Here is an 18006-nt window from a genome sequence, read left to right as displayed (position 1 = left end):
GACGCCGGCCACGGGTGCGGACATCACCCGTCCGCGTCAGAACTGCACGCGAGGCGGCTCGGAGATCGCGGCGCCGTCGATCACCTCGAAGAACTCGCGCTCGTGGAAGCCGAGGTTGCGGGCGAACATGTTGTTCGGGAACACCTTGATCTTCGTGTTCAGCTCGCGCACACCGCCGTTGTAGAACCGGCGCGAGGCCTGGATCTTGTCTTCGGTGTCGACGATCGACTGCTGCAGCTGAAGGAAGTTCTGGCTGGCCTGCAGCTGCGGGTACGCCTCGGCGACGGCGAACAGCGACTTGAGCGCCTGCTGCATATGGCCTTCGGCGACGCCCGCGTCGGCCGGCCCGGCCGCCGACAGCGTCTCGGCGCGCGCACGGGTCACGTTCTCGAACACCGCCTTCTCGTGCGCGGCGTAGCCCTTGACGGCCTCGATCAGGTTCGGCAGCAGATCGGCACGACGCTTCAGCTGCACCGTGATGTCGCTCCACGCCTCATCGACGCGCACGTTCAGCTGGACGAGCGAGTTGTACGTCGCCCAGAGATAGATGCCGGCGATGACGACGAGCGCCACCACGATGAGGACTGGGATCAGCCATTCCATTGCCGAGTCTCCATTCGATAGTGCCCTCATCCTATCGACGCACGCGCACGCCGCATGAGGGTCGGATGCGGACTCTCAGGCGTTACCCACCGAGAACCCTGTCGAGGTACGCGTTGCGGAACATCCGGTCGGGATCCAGCCGATCGCGCAGCGCGACGAAGTCGTCGAAGCGCGGGTAGCGTTCGCGGAGCACATCGGCGCCGAGCGTGTGCATCTTGCCCCAATGCGGACGCCCGCCGTGGGCGAGCATGATCTGCTCGACCGCCTCGAAGTACTCGGTGGGATCCTCGCGCCAGTACCGATGCACCGCGATGTACGCGGAGCCACGGCCGTGCGCCGTCGACAGCCAGCGGTCGTCGGCTGCCGCGAAGCGCACCTCGACCGGGAACCCGATGCGCCAGCCGCGCTCGTCGATGAGGGTGCGGACGGCGTCGAACGCCGGGCGCACGTTCTCGACCGGCAGCGCGTACTCCATCTCGCGGAAGCGCACCGACCTGCTGGTGGCGAACACGCGGGCCGAGTCGTCCGTGAACTCCCGGTCGCCCCAGACCTTGGCCGACAGCCGGTTGATGGGGGGGACGAGCGCCGGGACGGCCTTGCCTGTCGTGCACGCGACCTGATGCAGGCCGCTGCCGACGAGCGTGTCATCGAACCATTTGCCGACGCGCGACAGCGGGTGCCGCGGCGCGGACTCGGGAAGCCGCGTGTTGGTCTTCGTCATGGCCCGGTCGGTGTGCGGGAACCAGTAGAACTCGAAGTGGTCGGCGGCGGCGACACGGTCGTCGAGACCGGCGAGCACGACGTCCAGGGCTTCGGGCTGCTCGACCGCGTGCAGCACGAACGCGGGGACGCACTGCAGCGTCACCTCGACGAGGATGCCGAGGGCGCCGAGGCCGAGCGCGACCGCGGGCAGCAGCTCGCGGTTCTCGGTCTCGTCGACGCGGAGGAGATCGCCCGATGCCGTGACGAGGGTCGCGCCGACGACCTGGGCGGCGATGCCGCCGAAGCGCGCCCCGGTCCCGTGCGTGCCGGTCGAGATCGCACCGGCGACCGACTGCCGGTCGATGTCGCCCAGGTTCTCCATCGCCAGGCCGTACGGTTCCAGCAGCGCCGGCACCTGGTGCAGCCGGGTGCCCGCGAGCAGAGTCACCCGCTTGCGCGCCGCATCGACCGAGAGGAGGCCGCTCAGGTCGCGCAGCTCCAGCAGCACGCCGGGCGCCACCGCGATGCCGGTGAAGCTGTGGCCGGCGCCGACCGCCTTGACCGGCATGTGTCGTGCTGCCGCCGCGACGACGGCGCGCTGCACCGCATCGACGGTGCGCGGAAACTCGATCCGCTGCGGCCTGACAGATTCTGAGCGCCCCCAATTGCGCCACACTCCGCCTGGACGGGTCACAGAAATGCCTTCCCCTCGCCGCGATACGTCGCGATCGTCCCCACAAGACTGCTGCCGTCGACCACGTGGTACCGGTCGACGCGTTCGGCGAGCTCGCCGCTCTTGGAGTGTCGGAACCACACGCGGTCCCCCACCTGGAGCTCACGCGCGGCATCGCCGCGCAGCGGCGTCTGCACCTCTCCGGCGCCTTCGCGCGGCGCGGTGCGCAGGCCCGCGGGCCACACGGCGCGCGGCTGGCGCGACTCCAGCGCCGGACCCGAGGCGATCCAGCCGCCACCGAGGACGGTGGCGATGTCGGGCGCCGGCTTGCGGACCACCTCGAGCGCGAACGCCGCGGCGGGGGCGGGGTCGAAGGCACGGTAGCCGTCGAAGAGGTGACCGGCGAGCAGACCGCTGCCGGCCGTGAGCTCGGTGACGGCCTGATCGGATGCCGTCAGCTCGAGCGATCCCGTGCCGCCACCGTTGACGAACTCGAGCGGTGCGATGTCGCGGAGCGCGGCGACGATGGCCCCCCGGCGCTCGAGCAGCTCGGCACCGGAGCGCCGCTGCATCCACCGGACGACGGCATCCCCCGATCCGGTCGCGTCGCCCTGCCCGGCGATCTGAGCCTCGTACATCATGAGGCCGACCAGCCGGAAGCCGTCACGGGCGGCGATCGAGCGTGCGAGCGCGGCGACCTCGGGCGCGTCATGCACCGGCGAGCGGAACACGCCGATGTGACCGAGCCCGGGGGCCCGCCACGACGCGTCCGCGTCGATGGCCACCCGGATCTCTGGCCGCGAGCCCGGCGCCGCGATCGCGTCGACCACGTCGAGCTGGGCGAGATCGTCGACCATGAGGGTAATGCGGGATGCCGCGACCTCATCGGCCGCGAGGGCCGCGATGGCCGCGCGATCCACGGTCGGGTATCCGAGCACGATGTCGTCGTGCCCCGGTGCCCCGTCGCGTTCCTGTGCGAGCCACAGCGCCTCAGGGAGCGTGAACGCCAGGATCCCCTGGTAGCCCGGAAGGGCCAGCACGGCGTCGATGACCTCGCGGACACGGACCGACTTGCTCGCGACGCGGATGGGCACGCCACCGGCGCGCACCACGAGGTCGAGGGCGTTGTAGCGGAGCGCTTCGGCGTTGATCGCGGCGACGGGGCCGCTGACGTCGGCGAGGGCGTGACTCATGGCGCCCCAGTAGGCCGCGGGGTCATGCCAGGAGGAGCCATGCGGGCGGGCGCCGGCGGTGGCGAGCAGATCTATCGTCATGGACGCTGGATTCCTTCGGGTTGCATTCATCGTACGTGGGTGGCGACGGGCGTCATGTCGCCGCTGCGGGGCGCTCACCGGCTGCTCACCCGCCGGTCCTCACCCGCAGGACGGCGAAGCCGCCGAGCGCCATGACCGCCGCGGCGACGGCGTACAGCTGCGAGTACCCGGCGACGGTCAGCACGAGCCAGCCGACGACGGCCGCGATCGGCAGATACTGCACGGCGCCGGCGATGCCGATGTCGCGGGCGCGGGTCGCGGCATGCGGCAGCACGTCGGTCAGCAGAGCCTGGTCGACCGACAGGAACAGCCCGTACCCCAGGCCGAGGAGGACGGCGGCGGCGATGCTGCTCTCCCACGTCGGCAGGAGCGAGAGGAGCAGCGCGGCCGCCGCCTGCAGCAGTGCGGCACCGAGCACGAACGCCCGCCGGGCGGCGAAGCGGTCGGTCAGGAGCCCGCCCAGCCACGACGCGAGAGCGCAGAAGCCCAGATACACCAGGATCAGCACCATGAGAGCACCGTCGGGGTCCGGCAGCCGGAGCACGTCCGCCAGGAAGAACAGCAGGTACGTGGTGCCGATCAGGTTTCCGGCGTTGACGAGGGTGCGTGAGGTCACCGTCCACCCGAAATCCCGATACCCGGCCACCCGGTCACGCAGCGGGCGCCGCGCACGGGCCTGCCGTGGTGCCGTCGGCGCGGGGGCCTGCTCACGGAACAGGATCAGGAACGGCATCGGGGCGGCCGCCGCGATCGCTGCGATGACCATCCAGCTCGCCGGCACGTCCGTCACCACCTCGGTGACCACGACCATCCCCGCCGCCAGGGCGATCACCTGCGGCACGCCCATCGCCGCCGATGCGCGCCCGCGCTGCGCGACGGGCACCTGGTCGGCGATGACCGCGGAGAGCGATACGAGCATCGCCGCCTCCCCGACGGCCACGAGGCCCAGCAGCACGACGGCGCCGATCCAGGTCGTCTGAAACCCCACGAACGCGAACGAGAGCGTCGCGAGCACGACGCCGGCGGCGGCCCACGTGCGCCGCCGTCCGAACCGGGGCCGGCTGCGGTCGCAGAGCCAGCCGATGATCGGGATGCAGATCACGATGACCGCCGACATCTCGCCGATGAGCAGCGAGCCCAGCGCGACCTTGTCGTCGGGAGCGATGACGCTCGCGAGCTTCACGACCATGAACTGGCCGGGCAGCATCACCAGCAGCCAGAACCCGAACCACGCCAGCGCGAAGCACAGCAGCCACGTCCGCGTCACCGGGTGGACGGCGTGCCCGCTCGCGACGGTCACGTCGGACTGCTCGGCCACGGGATCAGGCCCTCGGGCGGGCGCTCAGCGCCTCGCGCAGGTGGTGGAAGGACGCCTTGGGGGTCCGCACACCCGTCTCGAAATCGACGTGCACGAGACCGAACCGCTGGGTGAACCCTGCGGCCCACTCCCAGTTGTCCATCAGGGACCATACGAAGTATCCGCGCAGGTCCACGGCCTCGGCCACGCCGCCGGGGGCGACGGCATCCAGCGCAGCGGTCAGGTGGTCGCTCAGGTAGGCGACGCGCTCCGCGTCGCGCACCGTGCCGTCCTCCCCCTGCTCGTCGGCGAAGCTCGCACCGTTCTCGGTGATGTAGACCGGCGGCAGATGCGCGCCGTACCGCGCAGACATCTCCGCCAGCGCCACGCCGAGGTACTCGGGGGCGATCGGCCAGCCGAATCCGGTGACCGGATACTGCGGCAGGGGCTCGAGTCGGAACGGCAGGTCGGCCATCGCCTGACTCGTGCCGTCCGGGCTCTCGCCCGAACCCGCGCCTGCCGCGACGAGGCTGGGCACGTAGTAGTTCAACCCGTAGAAGTCCAGCGGCTGCGAGATGGTCTCGAGGTCGCCGGCAGGGATGTCGGCGAAGGCGCCGAAGAGCCCAGCCAGCTCGTCCGGGACCTCCGGATAGCGCCCGAGCAGGACCGGGTCGGAGAAGACGCGGTTGTGCACGATGTCGAACAGCGTCGACATCGCGACGTCCTCCGGTGTGTCGTTCAGTGGCCGCACCGGGGAATACACGTTGGTGATCCCGACCGCGCCGCGCACTCCCGCTTCCCGCAGCGCCCCGACCGCGAGGCCGTGGCCGAGCAGCTGATGGTGGACCGCGGGAAGCGCGTCGAACAGGAGGCTCAGGCCGGGCGCGTGAAGGCCGAGCGCGTAGCCGTTCAGCGTCACGGTCGCGGGTTCGTTGATCGTGATCCACCCGTCGATGCGGTCGGCGAACCGCGTGCCGACGAGGCCGGCGAAGTCGCCGAACCGCAGCGCGGTTTCGCGGTCGAGCCACCCCTGCGCGTACTCGGCCGGCAGGTCCCAGTGCGACAGCGTCGCGAAGGGCGACACGCCGGCTTCGAGCAGCTCGTCCAGCAGCCGGTCGTAGAAGGACACTCCCGAGGCGGACAGCGGCCCACTGCCGCCGGGCTGCAGCCGCGTCCAGCCGAACGAGAACCGGTAGGCGTCCGCGCCCAGGTCCGACATCAGCCGCACGTCTTCACCGAGTCGGTGGTAGTGGTCGGTGGTGACCGCCGGCGTCGTGGCATCCACGATCCGACCGGGCTCGTCCGCGAAGCGGTCCCACACGCTCGGCGTGCGTCCGCCGACACGGGCGGCGCCCTCGATCTGCGCGGCGGCGGTGGCCGTGCCGAACAGGAACCCCGGGGGGATGCGGCGGCCGAGCGCCCGTGCGCTGCGGTGTGTCACGGCGTCGTCGAACATCGTCGTCCCCTCGCGCGGACACCGGCGTCCGCGTAGCCTCCATCAAGTGGGACGATCGTCCCACTTGACGTATCGTAGGCATCCACCGCCCCCGGAGGCAAACCGTCTCCACCGGCACAGAGCATCCGGCGCCGCGGCAGGTCAGAATCGATGCGGAGAGGAACCCCGTGCGCACACCCGTCGACGCCCGACGTGCCGCCCTGGTCGAGGCCGCGGTCCGTGTCGTGTCGGCGCGCGGGCTGAGTGCGGCATCCACTCGGGCCATCGTCGCCGAGGCCGGCATGTCGCTGGCGAGCTTCCACTACGCCTTCGAATCCCGCGACGAACTCCTCGACCTGCTGATCACCGAAGTGCTCGCCAAAGAGGAGAAGGCCGTCCTCCCGGAGCAGCTGGAGGGACGCACGCTCGCCGAGCTGCTCCACGCCGGCCTCACCGGCTACCTGGACCACCTCCGCGCCGATCCTGCCCGCGAACAGGCGATGCTGGAGCTCACCCAGTTCGCGTTGCGCGCCAGGCCGGAACTCGCACGGGATCAGTACGCGCAGTACACGCGCATCGCGACAGCCGCGCTCGAGATGGCGGCCCACCACACCCGGTCTCGCTGGACCGTCCCGGTCCCCACGGCTGCGCGCCTGCTCATCTCCTTCACCGACGGCATCACGCTGACCTGGCTGGTCGACCGTGACGACGCCCTCGCCGAGAGCGTCGTGACCGCGGCGGCCGCGGCGCTCGCGCAGCTTGCCGCGCCGCTGACAGACGCGGAGTGAGGGATGCCTCGTCCGCCCGCGCTCCGGCAGGCCGGGGGCGTGCGAGCGACTACTTGTCGGCCTTCAGGCGCTCCTGGCGCTCCTGCTCGACCTCCTCTTCGGCTCCCCAGACGGCGATGGGGGGCGTGCCGAGAAACAGCGCGGTGAACTTCCACCACCAGCCGCTCTTCGGGGTGTCCTGAGGGTTCGCGTTCTGGTCGTCCATGCCGGGCCCCTTCGCGTTTTGTCCCAGGTTAGCCCCGATTATCGGAGAAGACGAGGGGCGCCGACGGTACCCCCGGTGGGACTCGAACCCACACTGAAGCGATTTTAAGTCGCCTGCCTCTGCCATTGGGCTACGGGGGCGGGACGCCGTCCGCGGATACGCGAATGCCGCAGGCTCATCTTCTCAGACGAGCCTGCGGCATCGGCGGACGCTCAGTTCGCGGCGACCTTCTCGGCGTCGGCGGCCGACTTCGCGGGCGCCTTGCGCGCCGGGGCCTTCTTGGCCGGAGCGGCCGGCTCGGCGGGCGCCTCGACCGGCTGCTGCGGACGCGGGCGTGCCGCGAACTCTTCGAACACGTAGCGCGGGTTCTGCACCGTCGACAGGTTCACCAGGTCGCGACCCAGCCAGAAGTTGTTCCACCAGCCCCACAGGACGCGCCACTTGCGCTCCCACGACGGCATAGCCAGCCCGTGGTAGCCACGGTGCGCGAGCCACGCGATCCATCCCTTGAGAGCCAGGTTGCCGGACTGGAAGACGCCGACCCAGAGGCCCAGGCCTGCGACGGCGCCGAGGTTCTTGTGGAAGTACTGACGAGGCAGCTCGCCGCGGAGCACCGCGACCAGGTTCTTCGCGAGGAGCTTGGCCTGACGGACCGCGTGCTGCGCGTTGGGCACGCAGTAGCCGCCCACCCCGCCGCCCGACAGGTCGGGCACGGCGGACACGTCGCCGGCCGCCCAGGCGCCCTCGACGAACTCGTCCTCGGTGCCCACGCGGAGGTCGGCGCGGGTGCGGATGCGGCCGCGCTCCTCGACGGGCAGGTCGCCGCCGCGGACGACGGTCGGGTTCGCCATGACGCCGGCCGTCCAGATGATCAGGTCGCTCGGGATGACCTCGCCGGTCGAGAGCTGGATGTCGCCGTCGACGGCACCCTGCACCTGCGTGTCGAGGTGGACCGACGCACCGCGCTTGGCGAGGTTCTTCAGCACCCACTCGCTCGTCTTGAGCGAGACCTCGGGCATGATGCGGCCCATCGCCTCGATGAGGTGGAAGTGCGTGTCCTCGAACGTGATCTGCGGGTAGCTCTTGACCAGCGACGAGGCGAGCGAGCGCAGCTCGGCGAACACCTCGATGCCGGCGAAGCCGCCGCCGACGACCACGACGGTCAGCAGACGGTCGCGCTCGGGACCGGCGGGGAGCGTCGACGCCTTGTCGAAGTTCGACATCAGCTTGTCGCGGATCGCGACCGCCTCTTCGATCGTCTTGAGACCGATCGCATTATCGGCGATGCCCGGGATCGGGAACGTGCGCGACACGGCGCCGGCGGTGACGACGATCTGGTCGTACTCGAACTCGTACGGCGTGCCCGCGATCGGCGTGATCGTCGCCGTCTTGTGCGCGTGGTCGATGCCGGTGACCTTGGCGGCCACGACGTTCGTGCGCTTCAGGTGCCGGCGCAGCGCCACGACCGCGTGGCGCGCCTCGATCGAGCCGGCCGCGACCTCGGGGAGGAACGGCTGGTAGGTCATGTAGGGCAGCGGGTCGACGATCGTGACCTCTGCCTCACCCTTGCGAAGATGCTTCTCGAGCTTCCACGCGGTGTAGAAGCCTGCGTATCCGCCGCCGACGATAAGGATCTTTGGCACGGTGTTGCTCACGGTGGGGACTACTCCTGGAGGTCAGCGGCTCGGCGTGCGGGACGCCAATCGGATGCGTCGGACAGCAGCGGTGACGCCGAGCGCCACCAGTATAGCGGCCACCGTGAGCAACGAGAGCGGCAGGGTCCCGTACAGGACGGTGTCGCGGTCGGGAAGCAGCGGCGAGGACGCACGCGTGGCGGCGTCGGCCTTCGGCAGCGGCGGCACCTCCACGGAGGGCTGCGACTCCGTCGGCAGCGGTGCCGACTGCGCCCGCCGGTACAGGCGCACCCAGTCCTTCAGGCTGCCCATCGGGTTCGCGTTCACGCCGGGGACGTCCGCCGACACGGCGGCGGCGGCATCCACGAGTCCGTAGCCGTACAGCAGCTTGTCGGCAGGATCGACACCGACGGCGTGCGCGGTCTTGACGATGCGGTTGATGACGTTGTCGGCGTCGAGGTCGGGGTGCGCGGACCGCACGAGCGCGGCGATCCCCGCGACGATCGGCGCCGCGCCGCTCGTGCCGTCCCACGACACGACGGTGCCGTCTGCGGATACCCCGACGAGCTCCTCGCTCGGTGCGGACACCCCGATCGTGATGCCCTGCGTGGAGGCGTCGACGCTCGCCTTGCCCGAGCGGTCCACGCCGCCGACCGTCAGGACGCCGGGGATCGTGGCGGGTGCACCGACCTTGGTCGTGCCGCTCCCCCGGTTGCCGGCCGCCACGACGATGACGACGTCATGGTCGAAGGCGTACTGGAAGGCCTCGTCCCAGCTCTCGGGCCAGTCGGGCACGTTCGTCGTCAGCGACATGTTGATGACGTCCGCGCCGTTGTCGACCGACCAGTGGATCGCGTCGACGATCTGGTCGGCGAACGACCGGGTGGCGGACGACCCGAAGCCCACCGACACCGACAGCAGCTGCGCCTCAGGGGCGACGCCGATCACGCCCGCATCGGGTCCGGTGCCGCGGCCGGCGGCCAGCGATGCCACCCAGCTGCCGTGGTCGGCGTCCACCGCGCCCACCGGCGTGCGGCCGTCGGGCGAGCCGGCGCCCGACACGTCGGTGCCGGAACTGACCGCGCCGTCGAACTCGCTCGAGCCCCGGCCGATCCCGGTGTCGATGATCGCGATCTTGACCCCCGCGCCGCGGGTGGCCTGCCAGGCCTTCGCGATGCCGTAGTCGCTCAGCCAGTACTCGGCCGAACGCACCGGGTCCGTGCCGCCGGGCGGGGTCGCCTCGGGTGTCGCCGCCTGCGCCATCGCCGGCGCGGCCGCGACGAGGGTCGTCGCGACGGCGGCTGCGGCGATCGCTGCCAGGAGGCGACGGATCATCCGGCCGAGCCAGGCTGTGCGCACACGCAGCGATCCGGCGACCACGACGACAGCTCCAGCGCGCGGTCCCCGATCGGGTTGACGCCCGGTCCCGCGGCGAGCGCGTGACCGGCGAGCGCATGGAGGCACTTGACGCGCGTCGGCATGCCGCCCGCGGAGATGCCGGCGATCTCTTCGGGCTCGCCGTACGCGGCGCGATCGCGCAGGTAGGCCTCGTGAGCACGCCGGTACGCCTCCGCGACGTCCTCGTCGGCGAGTTCGTCCGAGAGCTCGCGCATCACGTGGTCGGCTTCGAGCGTCGACATCGCCGCCGTGGCCGCGGGATGCGTCAGGTAGTAGAACGTGGGGAACGGCGAGCCGTCGGGCAGCCGGGGCGAGGTCGCCACGACCGTGGGGTTGCCGCACACGCAGCGCGCCGCGATGCCGATAACCCCGCGTGCGGGTCGTCCGAGCTGCTCGCGAAGCACGGCGAGGTCGGCGTCGCTGACAGGGGGGTACGGCGGAGTCGTCACGATTCCAGGCTAGCGGGGGCGCCTGGGACGAGGCTGGACCATGACCCCCCGCGGCCGCTCACTCGGTGGGCGTGCCGGTCGGGGTCTCGCCGGTCGTGCCGGTGGGCGCCGGATCGGTGGGCGTGTCGTCGGGCACGCCGAAGGTGATCGGCGCCACCGTCTGGGCGAGTCCCGCCTCGGTCACCGAGCGCACCAGCTGCGACATCCAGTCGGTGTGCGCCGCTTCGACCTGATCGCTCACGGGAGCCTGCTCCTGCGGGGCGAGCTCGGGCGGCAGGTCGTTGTCGACGAGGTACACGACCTCTCCCGGCTTGACGTAGTACAGGCGCTCCCGCGCCTGCGTCGTGATGTACGCCGGGTCCTGCCACCGCTCGCGCTGCGCCTCGAGGTCGGCGACCTCGTCGCGACTGAGCTGCACCGCCGCCTCGAGCGCGGTGATCTGCTGGCGCTGGTCGACGTAGGTGCCGATCGTCGGCACCAGCACGAACGCGGCGAGCACGACGAGCCCCAGCATGATGACCATAAAGCCCGACAGGCGGATGCCGCCGAGCCAACCCCGCACGTCGACGGGGCGCCGAGCGCTCACGGGACGCCGGCGGGAGGCATCCACGCTTCCGGCGGGCGGGCGGGAGGCCCCGGAGGGACGAGAAGGGGGAGCCGTCGTCTTGGCCACGGCTCCCCCTCTCGTCAACAGTCGTGCTGCGCGTCAGCCCTTGAAACGGGGGAACGCTCCGCGACCCGCGAACACCGCGGCGTCGCCGAGCTCCTCTTCGATGCGCAGAAGCTGATTGTATTTCGCGACGCGCTCGCTGCGAGCGGGCGCGCCGGTCTTGATCTGACCGCAGTTGACCGCAACGGCCAGGTCGGCGATCGTCGTGTCCTCGGTCTCGCCCGAACGGTGCGACAGCATCGAGCGGTAGCCGTTCTGGGTCGCCACCGCCACGGCGTCCAGCGTCTCGGTGAGCGTGCCGATCTGGTTGACCTTGACCAGGAGCGCGTTGGCGACACCCAGGTCGATGCCACGCTGCAGGCGCTCGGGGTTGGTGACGAACAGGTCGTCGCCGACCAGCTGCACCTTCTTGCCGAGCTTGTCGGTGAGAGCCTTCCACGCGTCCCAGTCGTCCTCGGCGAGGGCGTCCTCGATCGTGACGATGGGGTAGTTGTCGACGAGGTCGGCGAAGTAGTCGGTCAGCTTCTCGGCCGACCACGCCTGACCCTCGACCGTGTACACGCCGTCCTTGAAGAACTCGGTGGCGGCGACGTCGAGACCGACGGCGACGTCGGTGCCGGGGGTGAAGCCGGCCTTCTCGATCGCCTTGATCAGGAAGTCCAGGCCCTCGCGGTTGCTGGGGAGGTCGGGGGCGAAGCCGCCCTCGTCGCCGAGGCCGGTGGCGTAGCCCGCCGCCTTCAGCTCGCCCTTGAGGACGTGGTAGACCTCGGTCCCCCAGCGCAGCGACTCGCGGTACGTCTCGGCCCCGATGGGCGCCAGGAAGAACTCCTGGAAGTCGATGCCGTTGTCGGCGTGCTCGCCGCCGTTGATGACGTTGAACAGCGGCACGGGCAGGACGTGCGCGTTGGGTCCGCCGAGGTAGCGGAACAGCGGAAGGTCGGCCGCGTCGGCGGCGGCCTTGGCGACCGCGAGCGAGATGCCGAGGATCGCGTTGGCGCCGGTGCGCTCCTTGTTGGGGGTGCCGTCGGTCTCGTTGAGGATCTCGTCGACGATGCGCTGCTCGCTCGCGTCGATGCCCTCGATGGCCGGGCCGAGCTCGTCGATGACGGCGTCGATCGCCTTCAGCACGCCCTTGCCGCCGTAACGGCCCTTGTCGCCGTCGCGCAGCTCGTACGCCTCGAATGCGCCCGTGGACGCGCCGGAGGGGACGGCCGCACGCTGGACGGTTCCGTCGTCGAGCAGCACCTCCACCTCGACGGTCGGGTTTCCGCGCGAGTCGAGAATCTCACGCGCGCCTACAGCCTCGATCAGTGCCACAGGGGACTCCTTGTTCGTGGAGGATGAATCGTCGGAGCGTCGTCGGTCCGGTCCCAGCCTAGTGATCCGACCCCGTCTCGTGACGACGGATGCCGAAGGCCGGGGCGACCGTTCATGCCGAAGTCATACGACCAGGGCGAGGGCGATCCCGTCGTAGCCCTTCGCGTCGAGGGTCTGCAGCGCCGTCGCGTCGAACCGCGGATCACGGCCGAGCATCTCCAGACCGCGCTGGACACCGATGATCTGGGGGTTCTCGGTGGCGGGATTCGCCACCTCTCCGCCACGCACGGCGTTGTCGACCATGACGACCGTGCCGGGTCGTCCGAGCCGTGCGGCCCAGTCGAGATAGATCGTGTTGGACTCCTTGTCGGCGTCGATGAACACGAGGTCGAAGGGCTCGCCGTCGTCGAGCGTCGGCAGCACGTCGGCGGCGCGGCCCAGCCGGATCTCGACCTTGTCGCCCACCCCGGCGCGGTCGAGGTTCGCGCGGGCGATCTCGGCGTTGTGCGGCTCGGCCTCGATGGTGACGACGCGGCCGCCCTCGGGGATCCCCCGTGCCAGCCAGATCGTCGAGTACGCGCCGAGCGTGCCGATCTCGAGCACGCGGCGCGCTCCCGACATGCGGGCGATCAGATGAAGCAGCTTGCCGTTGACCGGGGCGACTTCGATCGCCGGGAGGCCGGCCTGGTTCTGATCCTCGACGGCCCGGTCGAGGGTCGGATCGTGGCCGACCAGCAGTTCGGTCAAGTAGGTGTCGACGCGGCGCCAGGTGTCAGGGGTGGGGTCAGCCATTCCCCCAGCAAATCCGGCGCCGCGCCGGGCGTCAAGGCCTCGCGCCCGCCCGCTGCACCAGCGCCTCCAGCAGCGCGGCGGCGGTCCCGGCGTCATCCACCGTGACGACGAAGCGGCGCCCGTTGCGGCGTGTCGCCTCCAGCGCCTCGCCCGTGCGCAGCACGATCCCGAACCGGCGCCCCGACGGCGCGATCCTCACACCCCAGCCGCCGAACTCCCCCATCGGATTCACCGTGACACGCGCGGCGGACTCGACATCGGCGAGGGGCACGCGGAAGCGCGGGATGCCGAGCACGGAGTCGACGTGCAGCCCCGTGTCGTCCACACGGACGTGGAACGCGAGCGTTGTCGCGGCGAAGAACACCAGGATGAGCGCGACCGCGGTGAGGAGCCACGCGACCGCCGGTTCGGAACCGGTGACCCATGCCACGACGGCGCCGACCGCGACGAGCAGCACGGCCGCGACGATCGCGACGGCGGCACCGGTCGACATCGAGATCGTGCGCATCCAGAGCACGCGCTCGTTCGGCGCGAGCGCGAGGGGGGTCGCCGGCCGGGTGGCGGCATCCACGGATTCCGTCCGCGGCTGGAGGAACCAGGCGCTTACGCCGACCACGGCTCCCGCGAGGAGCGAGGCGACGAGCGGCACCCACACGGTGGGCGCCTGCGACGCGTCGTCGAGGCCGGCCTGCATCACCAGGGTCCCGGTGAGGGCGACCGTGACGAGGGCCGACACGGCGGCGGCGCTCGCGCCCATCAGGCGGTACGTCGGTCCGCGGTCACCGCGGCGCAGCCCCGCCAAGGACGTCAGCGCCATGAGCAGCGGCAGCCCGAGCCCGAACAGCACCGTCATGAGCGGCTGCGTCCAGGCGGGGGCGAAGCCGTCCGCCTCGCCGGCGGCGTTCCAGTGCACGGCGATCGTCGACGGCAGCTGCGGCAGCGCGACCAGCTGGACGATGACGCCCGCCGCGACCAGCACGACAGGGAGCCAGATCGCCACGAGGACGAAACGTCGGACGGCGGGATCGGGGCGGGTCATCGGTGCTCCTTGGGTTCGGCACGGCCGGCCTCTTTCACGAGGGCGGCCAGGGCGTCGGGTGAGAGCCCCGCCGCGCGCGCCCGCGCGACGAGGTCCTGGATGTCGTGGTGGAGGTGCTGGAGAGCGTCGGCCTGCGCCGTCACGACCGCGCCGCGGCCTCGCCGGAGCTCGACCAGTCCCTCGTCGCGGAGGTCCTGGTAGGCGTGCAGCACGGTGTGCACGTTGACCCCCAACGCGGACGCGATGTCGCGCGCGGCCGGAAGGCGGTCGCCCGCCCGCAGGCGCCCGGCCGCGGCATCCGCGCGCACGGAAGCGGCGATCTGCGCGAAAAGCGGCGCATCGCTCTCGGGATCGATTCTCACCAACACATACTTATTCTAGGGCAACTAGAACAATTGTGGGCACACGCCAACCGACTGCGCGCAACCGCCGGAGCTCCGCCATGCTGGGCGCATGCGCGTGACCCCCCGCCGCCTCGCCGTCGGCATGAGCCTGTGGATCCCCAACCTCTTCAGCGGCATCCGCGTACGGCGCTTCGCAGAGGACTGGACCAGCGCCACCGTCGAGCTGCACGTCAACGTCTTCACCCGCAACTACGTCAAGACGGCGTTCGGCGGGTCGATGTCGGCTATGACCGACCCCTACTTCTTCATGCTCGTCATGCACCAGCTCGGCCGCGATCACGTGGTGTGGGACACCCGCGGCGAGATCGAGTTCCTCAAGCCCGGTCGCGGCGTGCTGACGGCGCAGTTCCACGTGCCGCGCGAGAAGGCCGAGGAGCTGCGCGAGCGCGCCCGCGGCGGTGCGAAGGTGCTGGAGTGGTTCGAGACCGACATCACCGACGCCTCGGGCGACGTCGTGGCACGCGTGCGTCGCGAGGTCTACGTGCGCGAGAAGAAGCGCGTCACCGAGGCATCGGCCTCGTGACCGTCACTGCTCGCCGCGGTAGTCCGACGCCGTGAGGCCCAGCACCGCACGGAAGTCGTTCGCGAGATGCGCCTGGTCGGCGTAGCCGAGATCCGCCGCGATGTCGGCGAGTGCCGCGTCGGGATCGTCCCGCACGCGCTGGGCCGCCTCCTGCAGCCGCCGCCGGCGGATCATCGCCGCCGGCGGCAGTCCCACCGTGCGATGCGAGAGGCGCTGCAGCGTGCGCGCCGAGACCCGCAGGTGCTCGGCGGCGTCGTCCAGGCGCAGGATCTCGGGGTCGGTCATCAGCAGCCCGGCCATCGCGTTCGCCAGGCGCGCCTCGGGCGTGAGCGCGCCGACGCGGGCGACGAGCCAGGCCTCGACGACGTCGGCCGCGGCCCGCGGATCGGGCATCGCGGCGGCCACGGCCGACTGGAGGGCGGGCTCGTCGAGCACGACGTGCCGATCGGCGAGGTCGGCCGGCGCCGCCGCCAGGTGTGACAGCGCCGCAGGACGCAGCAGCGCTCCGACCGCCCAGCCGCTCCCCCGAAGCACGCGCTCGCCGGCGCGCGTCGTCACGCCCCAGAGCGTGACGCCGTCCGGTTCCACCGCGAGGTTCGCGGCCGGATACGGGAGCAGCGCCTGGCGGGACTCGACGCCGTCGGGAAGGTCCCACTGCGGGATCCAGTACCACTCGACGAGTTCGGATGCCGCCTCCCCCGGCGGCAGCCGGGTGAAACGCGGCAGCCGATCGGGGTACAGCACCCCGCGGTTCGGATCGGTCACCCGGCCACGGTAGCGGCGAGCGCCGACACTCCGGCCCCGCCGACGCAGGTTGTCGCGAATCTTCAAGCCGCGGCATCCACCCCTCCGCGAGCATCGGACCATGACCACAGACGACACCACCGGCGTGACCGGTGCGCACACGACCGACGGCCGTCCGAACGCGGCGACCAGCCTCACCCCCTTCCTCGCGATCCGCGGAGCGAAGGAGGCCATCGACTTCTACCGGGATGTCTTCGGCGCCCGCGTGACCGACGTCACGGAGTTCGGCGGACTCGTCGTGCACGCGGGGCTCGACTTCGGGCTCGGCATCCTGCAGATCGGCGAACCGTCCCCCGACTACGGGCTCGTGCCCGCCCCGGAGGGTGACGCGGACTGCTACTCGATCGGCATCTACGTGCCCGACGTCGACGCGGTCACCGCACGCGCGGTAGCCGCCGGCGCGAGGGTGCGCGAGGAGCCGTCGACGTTCGTGTCGGGCGACCGCTTCTCCAGCGTGCGCGACCCGTTCGGCGTGCGCTGGTCGATCATGACCCGCGTCGAGGACCTCTCCGAGGAGGAGAGCGCCGCGCGCGTCGCGGAGTGGGCCGCCTCGTACGCAGGCTGAACCGCGGGTGCGGGCGATGGCCGACGGTTCACCCGTCGCCGTCGCCCAGCGCCGCGATCACGCCCGGCAGCAGCGCCTCCGCCGTGCGCCGGTAGCCGAGCGCGCTGGGGTGGAAGCGGTCGAGGCTGAACATCTCGTCGGGCTGCGTCACGAAGAACGGCCCCACCGCCCGGCGCAGCGACACCGCGCGCGCGTCGTGGCGCAGGGCCGCCCCGGCCTGCGCGTCGGCGAGCTGGCGCGAGAGTCGCGAGCCCAGTGCCCGCAGCGGCTGCGGCACCGGGCGGAGCGCGCCGAGGTCGGGGCACGTGCCCACGACCACCGCCGCGCCCCGGGCCTGCAGACGCTCGATCGCCTCTTCGAGCTGCGCGACCGATGCCGACACCGGGACCCGGTGCGTGACGTCGTTGCCGCCGACCACGATCACGGCCGCGTCGGGGCGGTATCCGGCGGGCAGGGCGTCGATCTGCGGCGCGAGCATCGACGTCTCGGCGCCGACCACGGCGGCCGTGCGCAGCCGCACCGGGCGCCGCTCCGCGCGCGCGAGCCCCTTCGCGAGCCGCGCACCCAGCGTGTCCTTGCGGCGCTCGGCCCCGAGCCCCGCGGCGATCGAGTCGCCGAGCAACACGAGCTCCAGCGGCGGACCGTCGAAGCGTCCGCCCCACACGCGGTCGGCGTCCAGCGCGTCCTCGCCGAGCGGCTTGCCGATACGGCGTCGCGCGAGCGCCGCCTGGCGCGTCAGCACCGCGCGCCCGCCCAGCACGACCAGGCTCGCCCCCACCGCGACGCCCAGGGCGCCGACCAGCAGCGGGCGCAGCACGACCTCCCGCGAGTCAGCCATGGCGCCATGCCACCCCACCCGGGTGAACGGATGCCGTCACGCCGGTGACGCGCCGGTGCACCTCGGCCGCCGGCATCCGCCCATCCGGGACTGTACGGCGGCAGGTCGTCGCCGCACGCCCGTCAGGACGCCGAGAGCTCCTCGACGGCGGCGACGACGCGGCGCTCGCGGGTATCGGGGCGCTTGGCCTCGACCACACCGCGCGCGAGCTCCTTGCGACGGCTGAACGACAGTGCGTCGAACGCGGCCCGCACCCCGGCGGCCTCCAGCGCGGCCGCGAGGTCGTCCGGCACGTCGACCTCCCGCTCGGCGGTGTCGAGCGCGACCGTGGCGTTGACCTCGTCGCCGATGTCGACGCCGAGTTGCGCCCGCACGGCCTTCGAGACGCCGATGAGGTTCTTGCCGTCCATCACGCCCAGGCGCACCCGGGCGGTGCTCCCGCCGATCCCCACGACGACGGCCGCTCGTTTGCCGCCGCCGAGCTCATCGACCTGGGCGTCGGTCAGCTCGATCGCCGTCGCCGGTCCGAACGGCACGAGCACGGTGTGGATCTGCAGCGTCATGCGCCCATCCTGGCCGAACCCGCCGGGGCCGCG

The 18006-nt window shown here is 71.6% G+C and carries 20 protein-coding genes and 1 tRNA gene; 3 read left to right on the top strand and 18 right to left on the bottom strand.

Features of this window, described 5'->3' with window-relative positions:
- Nucleotides 1-36 precede the first annotated feature (36 nt).
- From ACFWJ8_RS08120 to ACFWJ8_RS08100, 5 genes are all read right to left on the bottom strand, one after another.
- The gene (locus ACFWJ8_RS08120; protein WP_018172307.1) at nucleotides 37-603 is read right to left on the bottom strand and encodes a LemA family protein; all 567 of its coding nucleotides are present in this window, start codon (nucleotides 601-603) and stop codon (nucleotides 37-39) included.
- A gap of 82 nt (nucleotides 604-685) precedes the next feature.
- Entirely contained in the window at nucleotides 686-1999 is a 1314-nt protein-coding gene (locus ACFWJ8_RS08115) for a D-arabinono-1,4-lactone oxidase (RefSeq protein ID WP_378810462.1), read from the bottom strand.
- Nucleotides 1996-3252 (bottom strand): alanine racemase, encoded by a 1257-nt coding sequence (locus ACFWJ8_RS08110; RefSeq protein ID WP_378810460.1) that lies wholly within the window; start codon nucleotides 3250-3252, stop codon nucleotides 1996-1998. Before ACFWJ8_RS08110 ends, ACFWJ8_RS08115 begins: the two co-directional genes overlap by 4 nt.
- Before the next feature lie 85 nt (nucleotides 3253-3337).
- Complete coding sequence (locus ACFWJ8_RS08105) at nucleotides 3338-4570, bottom strand: MFS transporter (RefSeq protein WP_378810458.1); 1233 nt, start codon at nucleotides 4568-4570, stop codon at nucleotides 3338-3340.
- A 4-nt stretch (nucleotides 4571-4574) separates the two neighbouring features.
- Nucleotides 4575-6005 carry a glycoside hydrolase family 1 protein gene (locus tag ACFWJ8_RS08100; RefSeq protein ID WP_378810456.1) on the bottom strand — a complete coding sequence of 477 codons (1431 nt, stop codon included), beginning with the start codon at nucleotides 6003-6005 and terminating at the stop codon, nucleotides 4575-4577.
- A gap of 167 nt (nucleotides 6006-6172) precedes the next feature.
- Between ACFWJ8_RS08100 and ACFWJ8_RS08095 the strand changes: the two genes are divergently transcribed.
- Entirely contained in the window at nucleotides 6173-6772 is a 600-nt protein-coding gene (locus ACFWJ8_RS08095) for a TetR/AcrR family transcriptional regulator (RefSeq protein WP_378810454.1), read from the top strand.
- A 49-nt stretch (nucleotides 6773-6821) separates the two neighbouring features.
- On the opposite strand, the gene ACFWJ8_RS08090 is transcribed toward ACFWJ8_RS08095, so the two are convergent.
- The 10 genes from ACFWJ8_RS08090 to ACFWJ8_RS08045 form a co-directional block, all read right to left on the bottom strand.
- Nucleotides 6822-6977, bottom strand: coding sequence for a hypothetical protein (locus ACFWJ8_RS08090; RefSeq protein ID WP_378810452.1), 156 nt, complete (start codon nucleotides 6975-6977; stop codon nucleotides 6822-6824).
- Nucleotides 6978-7044: 67 nt separating this feature from the next.
- Nucleotides 7045-7117 (bottom strand) — tRNA-Leu (locus tag ACFWJ8_RS08085).
- A gap of 72 nt (nucleotides 7118-7189) precedes the next feature.
- Nucleotides 7190-8620 carry an NAD(P)/FAD-dependent oxidoreductase gene (locus ACFWJ8_RS08080; protein ID WP_378810450.1) on the bottom strand — a complete coding sequence of 477 codons (1431 nt, stop codon included), beginning with the start codon at nucleotides 8618-8620 and terminating at the stop codon, nucleotides 7190-7192.
- Between the two features lie 33 nt (nucleotides 8621-8653).
- Entirely contained in the window at nucleotides 8654-9946 is a 1293-nt protein-coding gene (locus ACFWJ8_RS08075) for a S8 family serine peptidase (RefSeq protein WP_378810448.1), read from the bottom strand.
- Entirely contained in the window at nucleotides 9943-10458 is a 516-nt protein-coding gene (locus ACFWJ8_RS08070; protein WP_378810446.1) for a DUF501 domain-containing protein, read from the bottom strand. Before ACFWJ8_RS08070 ends, ACFWJ8_RS08075 begins: the two co-directional genes overlap by 4 nt.
- A 58-nt stretch (nucleotides 10459-10516) precedes the next feature.
- Nucleotides 10517-11044 carry a septum formation initiator family protein gene (locus tag ACFWJ8_RS08065; protein WP_378810444.1) on the bottom strand — a complete coding sequence of 176 codons (528 nt, stop codon included), beginning with the start codon at nucleotides 11042-11044 and terminating at the stop codon, nucleotides 10517-10519.
- Between the two features lie 120 nt (nucleotides 11045-11164).
- Entirely contained in the window at nucleotides 11165-12445 is a 1281-nt protein-coding gene (gene eno / locus ACFWJ8_RS08060) for a phosphopyruvate hydratase (RefSeq protein WP_378810442.1), read from the bottom strand.
- 123 nt (nucleotides 12446-12568) lie between these two features.
- A complete protein-coding gene (locus ACFWJ8_RS08055; RefSeq protein WP_378810440.1) occupies nucleotides 12569-13237 on the bottom strand; it encodes an O-methyltransferase in 669 nt (222 codons plus the stop codon).
- 31 nt (nucleotides 13238-13268) lie between these two features.
- Entirely contained in the window at nucleotides 13269-14276 is a 1008-nt protein-coding gene (locus ACFWJ8_RS08050) for a DUF1648 domain-containing protein (protein WP_378810438.1), read from the bottom strand.
- A complete protein-coding gene (locus ACFWJ8_RS08045) occupies nucleotides 14273-14644 on the bottom strand; it encodes a GntR family transcriptional regulator (protein WP_378810436.1) in 372 nt (123 codons plus the stop codon). The genes ACFWJ8_RS08050 and ACFWJ8_RS08045 overlap by 4 nt, the downstream gene beginning before the upstream one ends.
- An 85-nt stretch (nucleotides 14645-14729) precedes the next feature.
- Between ACFWJ8_RS08045 and ACFWJ8_RS08040 the strand changes: the two genes are divergently transcribed.
- The gene (locus tag ACFWJ8_RS08040; RefSeq protein ID WP_378810434.1) at nucleotides 14730-15203 is read left to right on the top strand and encodes a DUF4442 domain-containing protein; all 474 of its coding nucleotides are present in this window, start codon (nucleotides 14730-14732) and stop codon (nucleotides 15201-15203) included.
- 3 nt (nucleotides 15204-15206) lie between these two features.
- On the opposite strand, the gene ACFWJ8_RS08035 is transcribed toward ACFWJ8_RS08040, so the two are convergent.
- Nucleotides 15207-15968: a helix-turn-helix domain-containing protein gene (locus tag ACFWJ8_RS08035; protein WP_378810432.1), complete on the bottom strand. Its 762-nt coding sequence runs from the start codon at nucleotides 15966-15968 to the stop codon at nucleotides 15207-15209.
- Between the two features lie 100 nt (nucleotides 15969-16068).
- Here ACFWJ8_RS08035 and ACFWJ8_RS08030 point away from each other — a divergent pair, with 100 nt between their 5' ends.
- Complete coding sequence (locus ACFWJ8_RS08030) at nucleotides 16069-16572, top strand: VOC family protein (RefSeq protein WP_378810430.1); 504 nt, start codon at nucleotides 16069-16071, stop codon at nucleotides 16570-16572.
- Between the two features lie 28 nt (nucleotides 16573-16600).
- On the opposite strand, the gene ACFWJ8_RS08025 is transcribed toward ACFWJ8_RS08030, so the two are convergent.
- Together ACFWJ8_RS08025 and ACFWJ8_RS08020 are read right to left on the bottom strand one after the other, a co-directional pair.
- Nucleotides 16601-17410, bottom strand: a complete 810-nt coding sequence (locus tag ACFWJ8_RS08025) for an SGNH/GDSL hydrolase family protein (RefSeq protein ID WP_378810428.1) — start codon at nucleotides 17408-17410, stop codon at nucleotides 16601-16603.
- Nucleotides 17411-17532: 122 nt separating this feature from the next.
- Nucleotides 17533-17973, bottom strand: coding sequence for a YdeI/OmpD-associated family protein (locus tag ACFWJ8_RS08020; protein WP_378810427.1), 441 nt, complete (start codon nucleotides 17971-17973; stop codon nucleotides 17533-17535).
- Nucleotides 17974-18006: the final 33 nt, after the last annotated feature.

Origin of the sequence: Microbacterium sp. NPDC058389 (assembly GCF_042722305.1) — a bacterium.
Lineage (GTDB): Bacteria > Actinomycetota > Actinomycetes > Actinomycetales > Microbacteriaceae > Microbacterium.
Note: the sequence above shows the minus strand (reverse complement) of the source record. Positions and strands in the feature narration are given on the sequence as shown.

Bases quoted from the DNA above. Each gene is read 5' to 3' on its own strand.
- ACFWJ8_RS08020 (WP_378810427.1), bottom strand. From the start codon at position 17,973: ATGACGCTGCAGATCCACACCGTGCTCGTGCCGTTCGGACCGGCGACG.
- ACFWJ8_RS08120 (WP_018172307.1), bottom strand. From the start codon at position 603: ATGGAATGGCTGATCCCAGTCCTCATCGTGGTGGCGCTCGTCGTCATC.
- ACFWJ8_RS08030 (WP_378810430.1), top strand. From the start codon at position 16,069: ATGACCACAGACGACACCACCGGCGTGACCGGTGCGCACACGACCGAC.
- ACFWJ8_RS08040 (WP_378810434.1), top strand. From the start codon at position 14,730: ATGCGCGTGACCCCCCGCCGCCTCGCCGTCGGCATGAGCCTGTGGATC.
- ACFWJ8_RS08110 (WP_378810460.1), bottom strand. From the start codon at position 3,252: ATGACGATAGATCTGCTCGCCACCGCCGGCGCCCGCCCGCATGGCTCC.
- ACFWJ8_RS08090 (WP_378810452.1), bottom strand. From the start codon at position 6,977: ATGGACGACCAGAACGCGAACCCTCAGGACACCCCGAAGAGCGGCTGG.
- ACFWJ8_RS08025 (WP_378810428.1), bottom strand. From the start codon at position 17,410: ATGGCTGACTCGCGGGAGGTCGTGCTGCGCCCGCTGCTGGTCGGCGCC.
- ACFWJ8_RS08075 (WP_378810448.1), bottom strand. From the start codon at position 9,946: ATGATCCGTCGCCTCCTGGCAGCGATCGCCGCAGCCGCCGTCGCGACG.
- ACFWJ8_RS08050 (WP_378810438.1), bottom strand. From the start codon at position 14,276: ATGACCCGCCCCGATCCCGCCGTCCGACGTTTCGTCCTCGTGGCGATC.
- ACFWJ8_RS08100 (WP_378810456.1), bottom strand. From the start codon at position 6,005: ATGTTCGACGACGCCGTGACACACCGCAGCGCACGGGCGCTCGGCCGC.
- ACFWJ8_RS08055 (WP_378810440.1), bottom strand. From the start codon at position 13,237: ATGGCTGACCCCACCCCTGACACCTGGCGCCGCGTCGACACCTACTTG.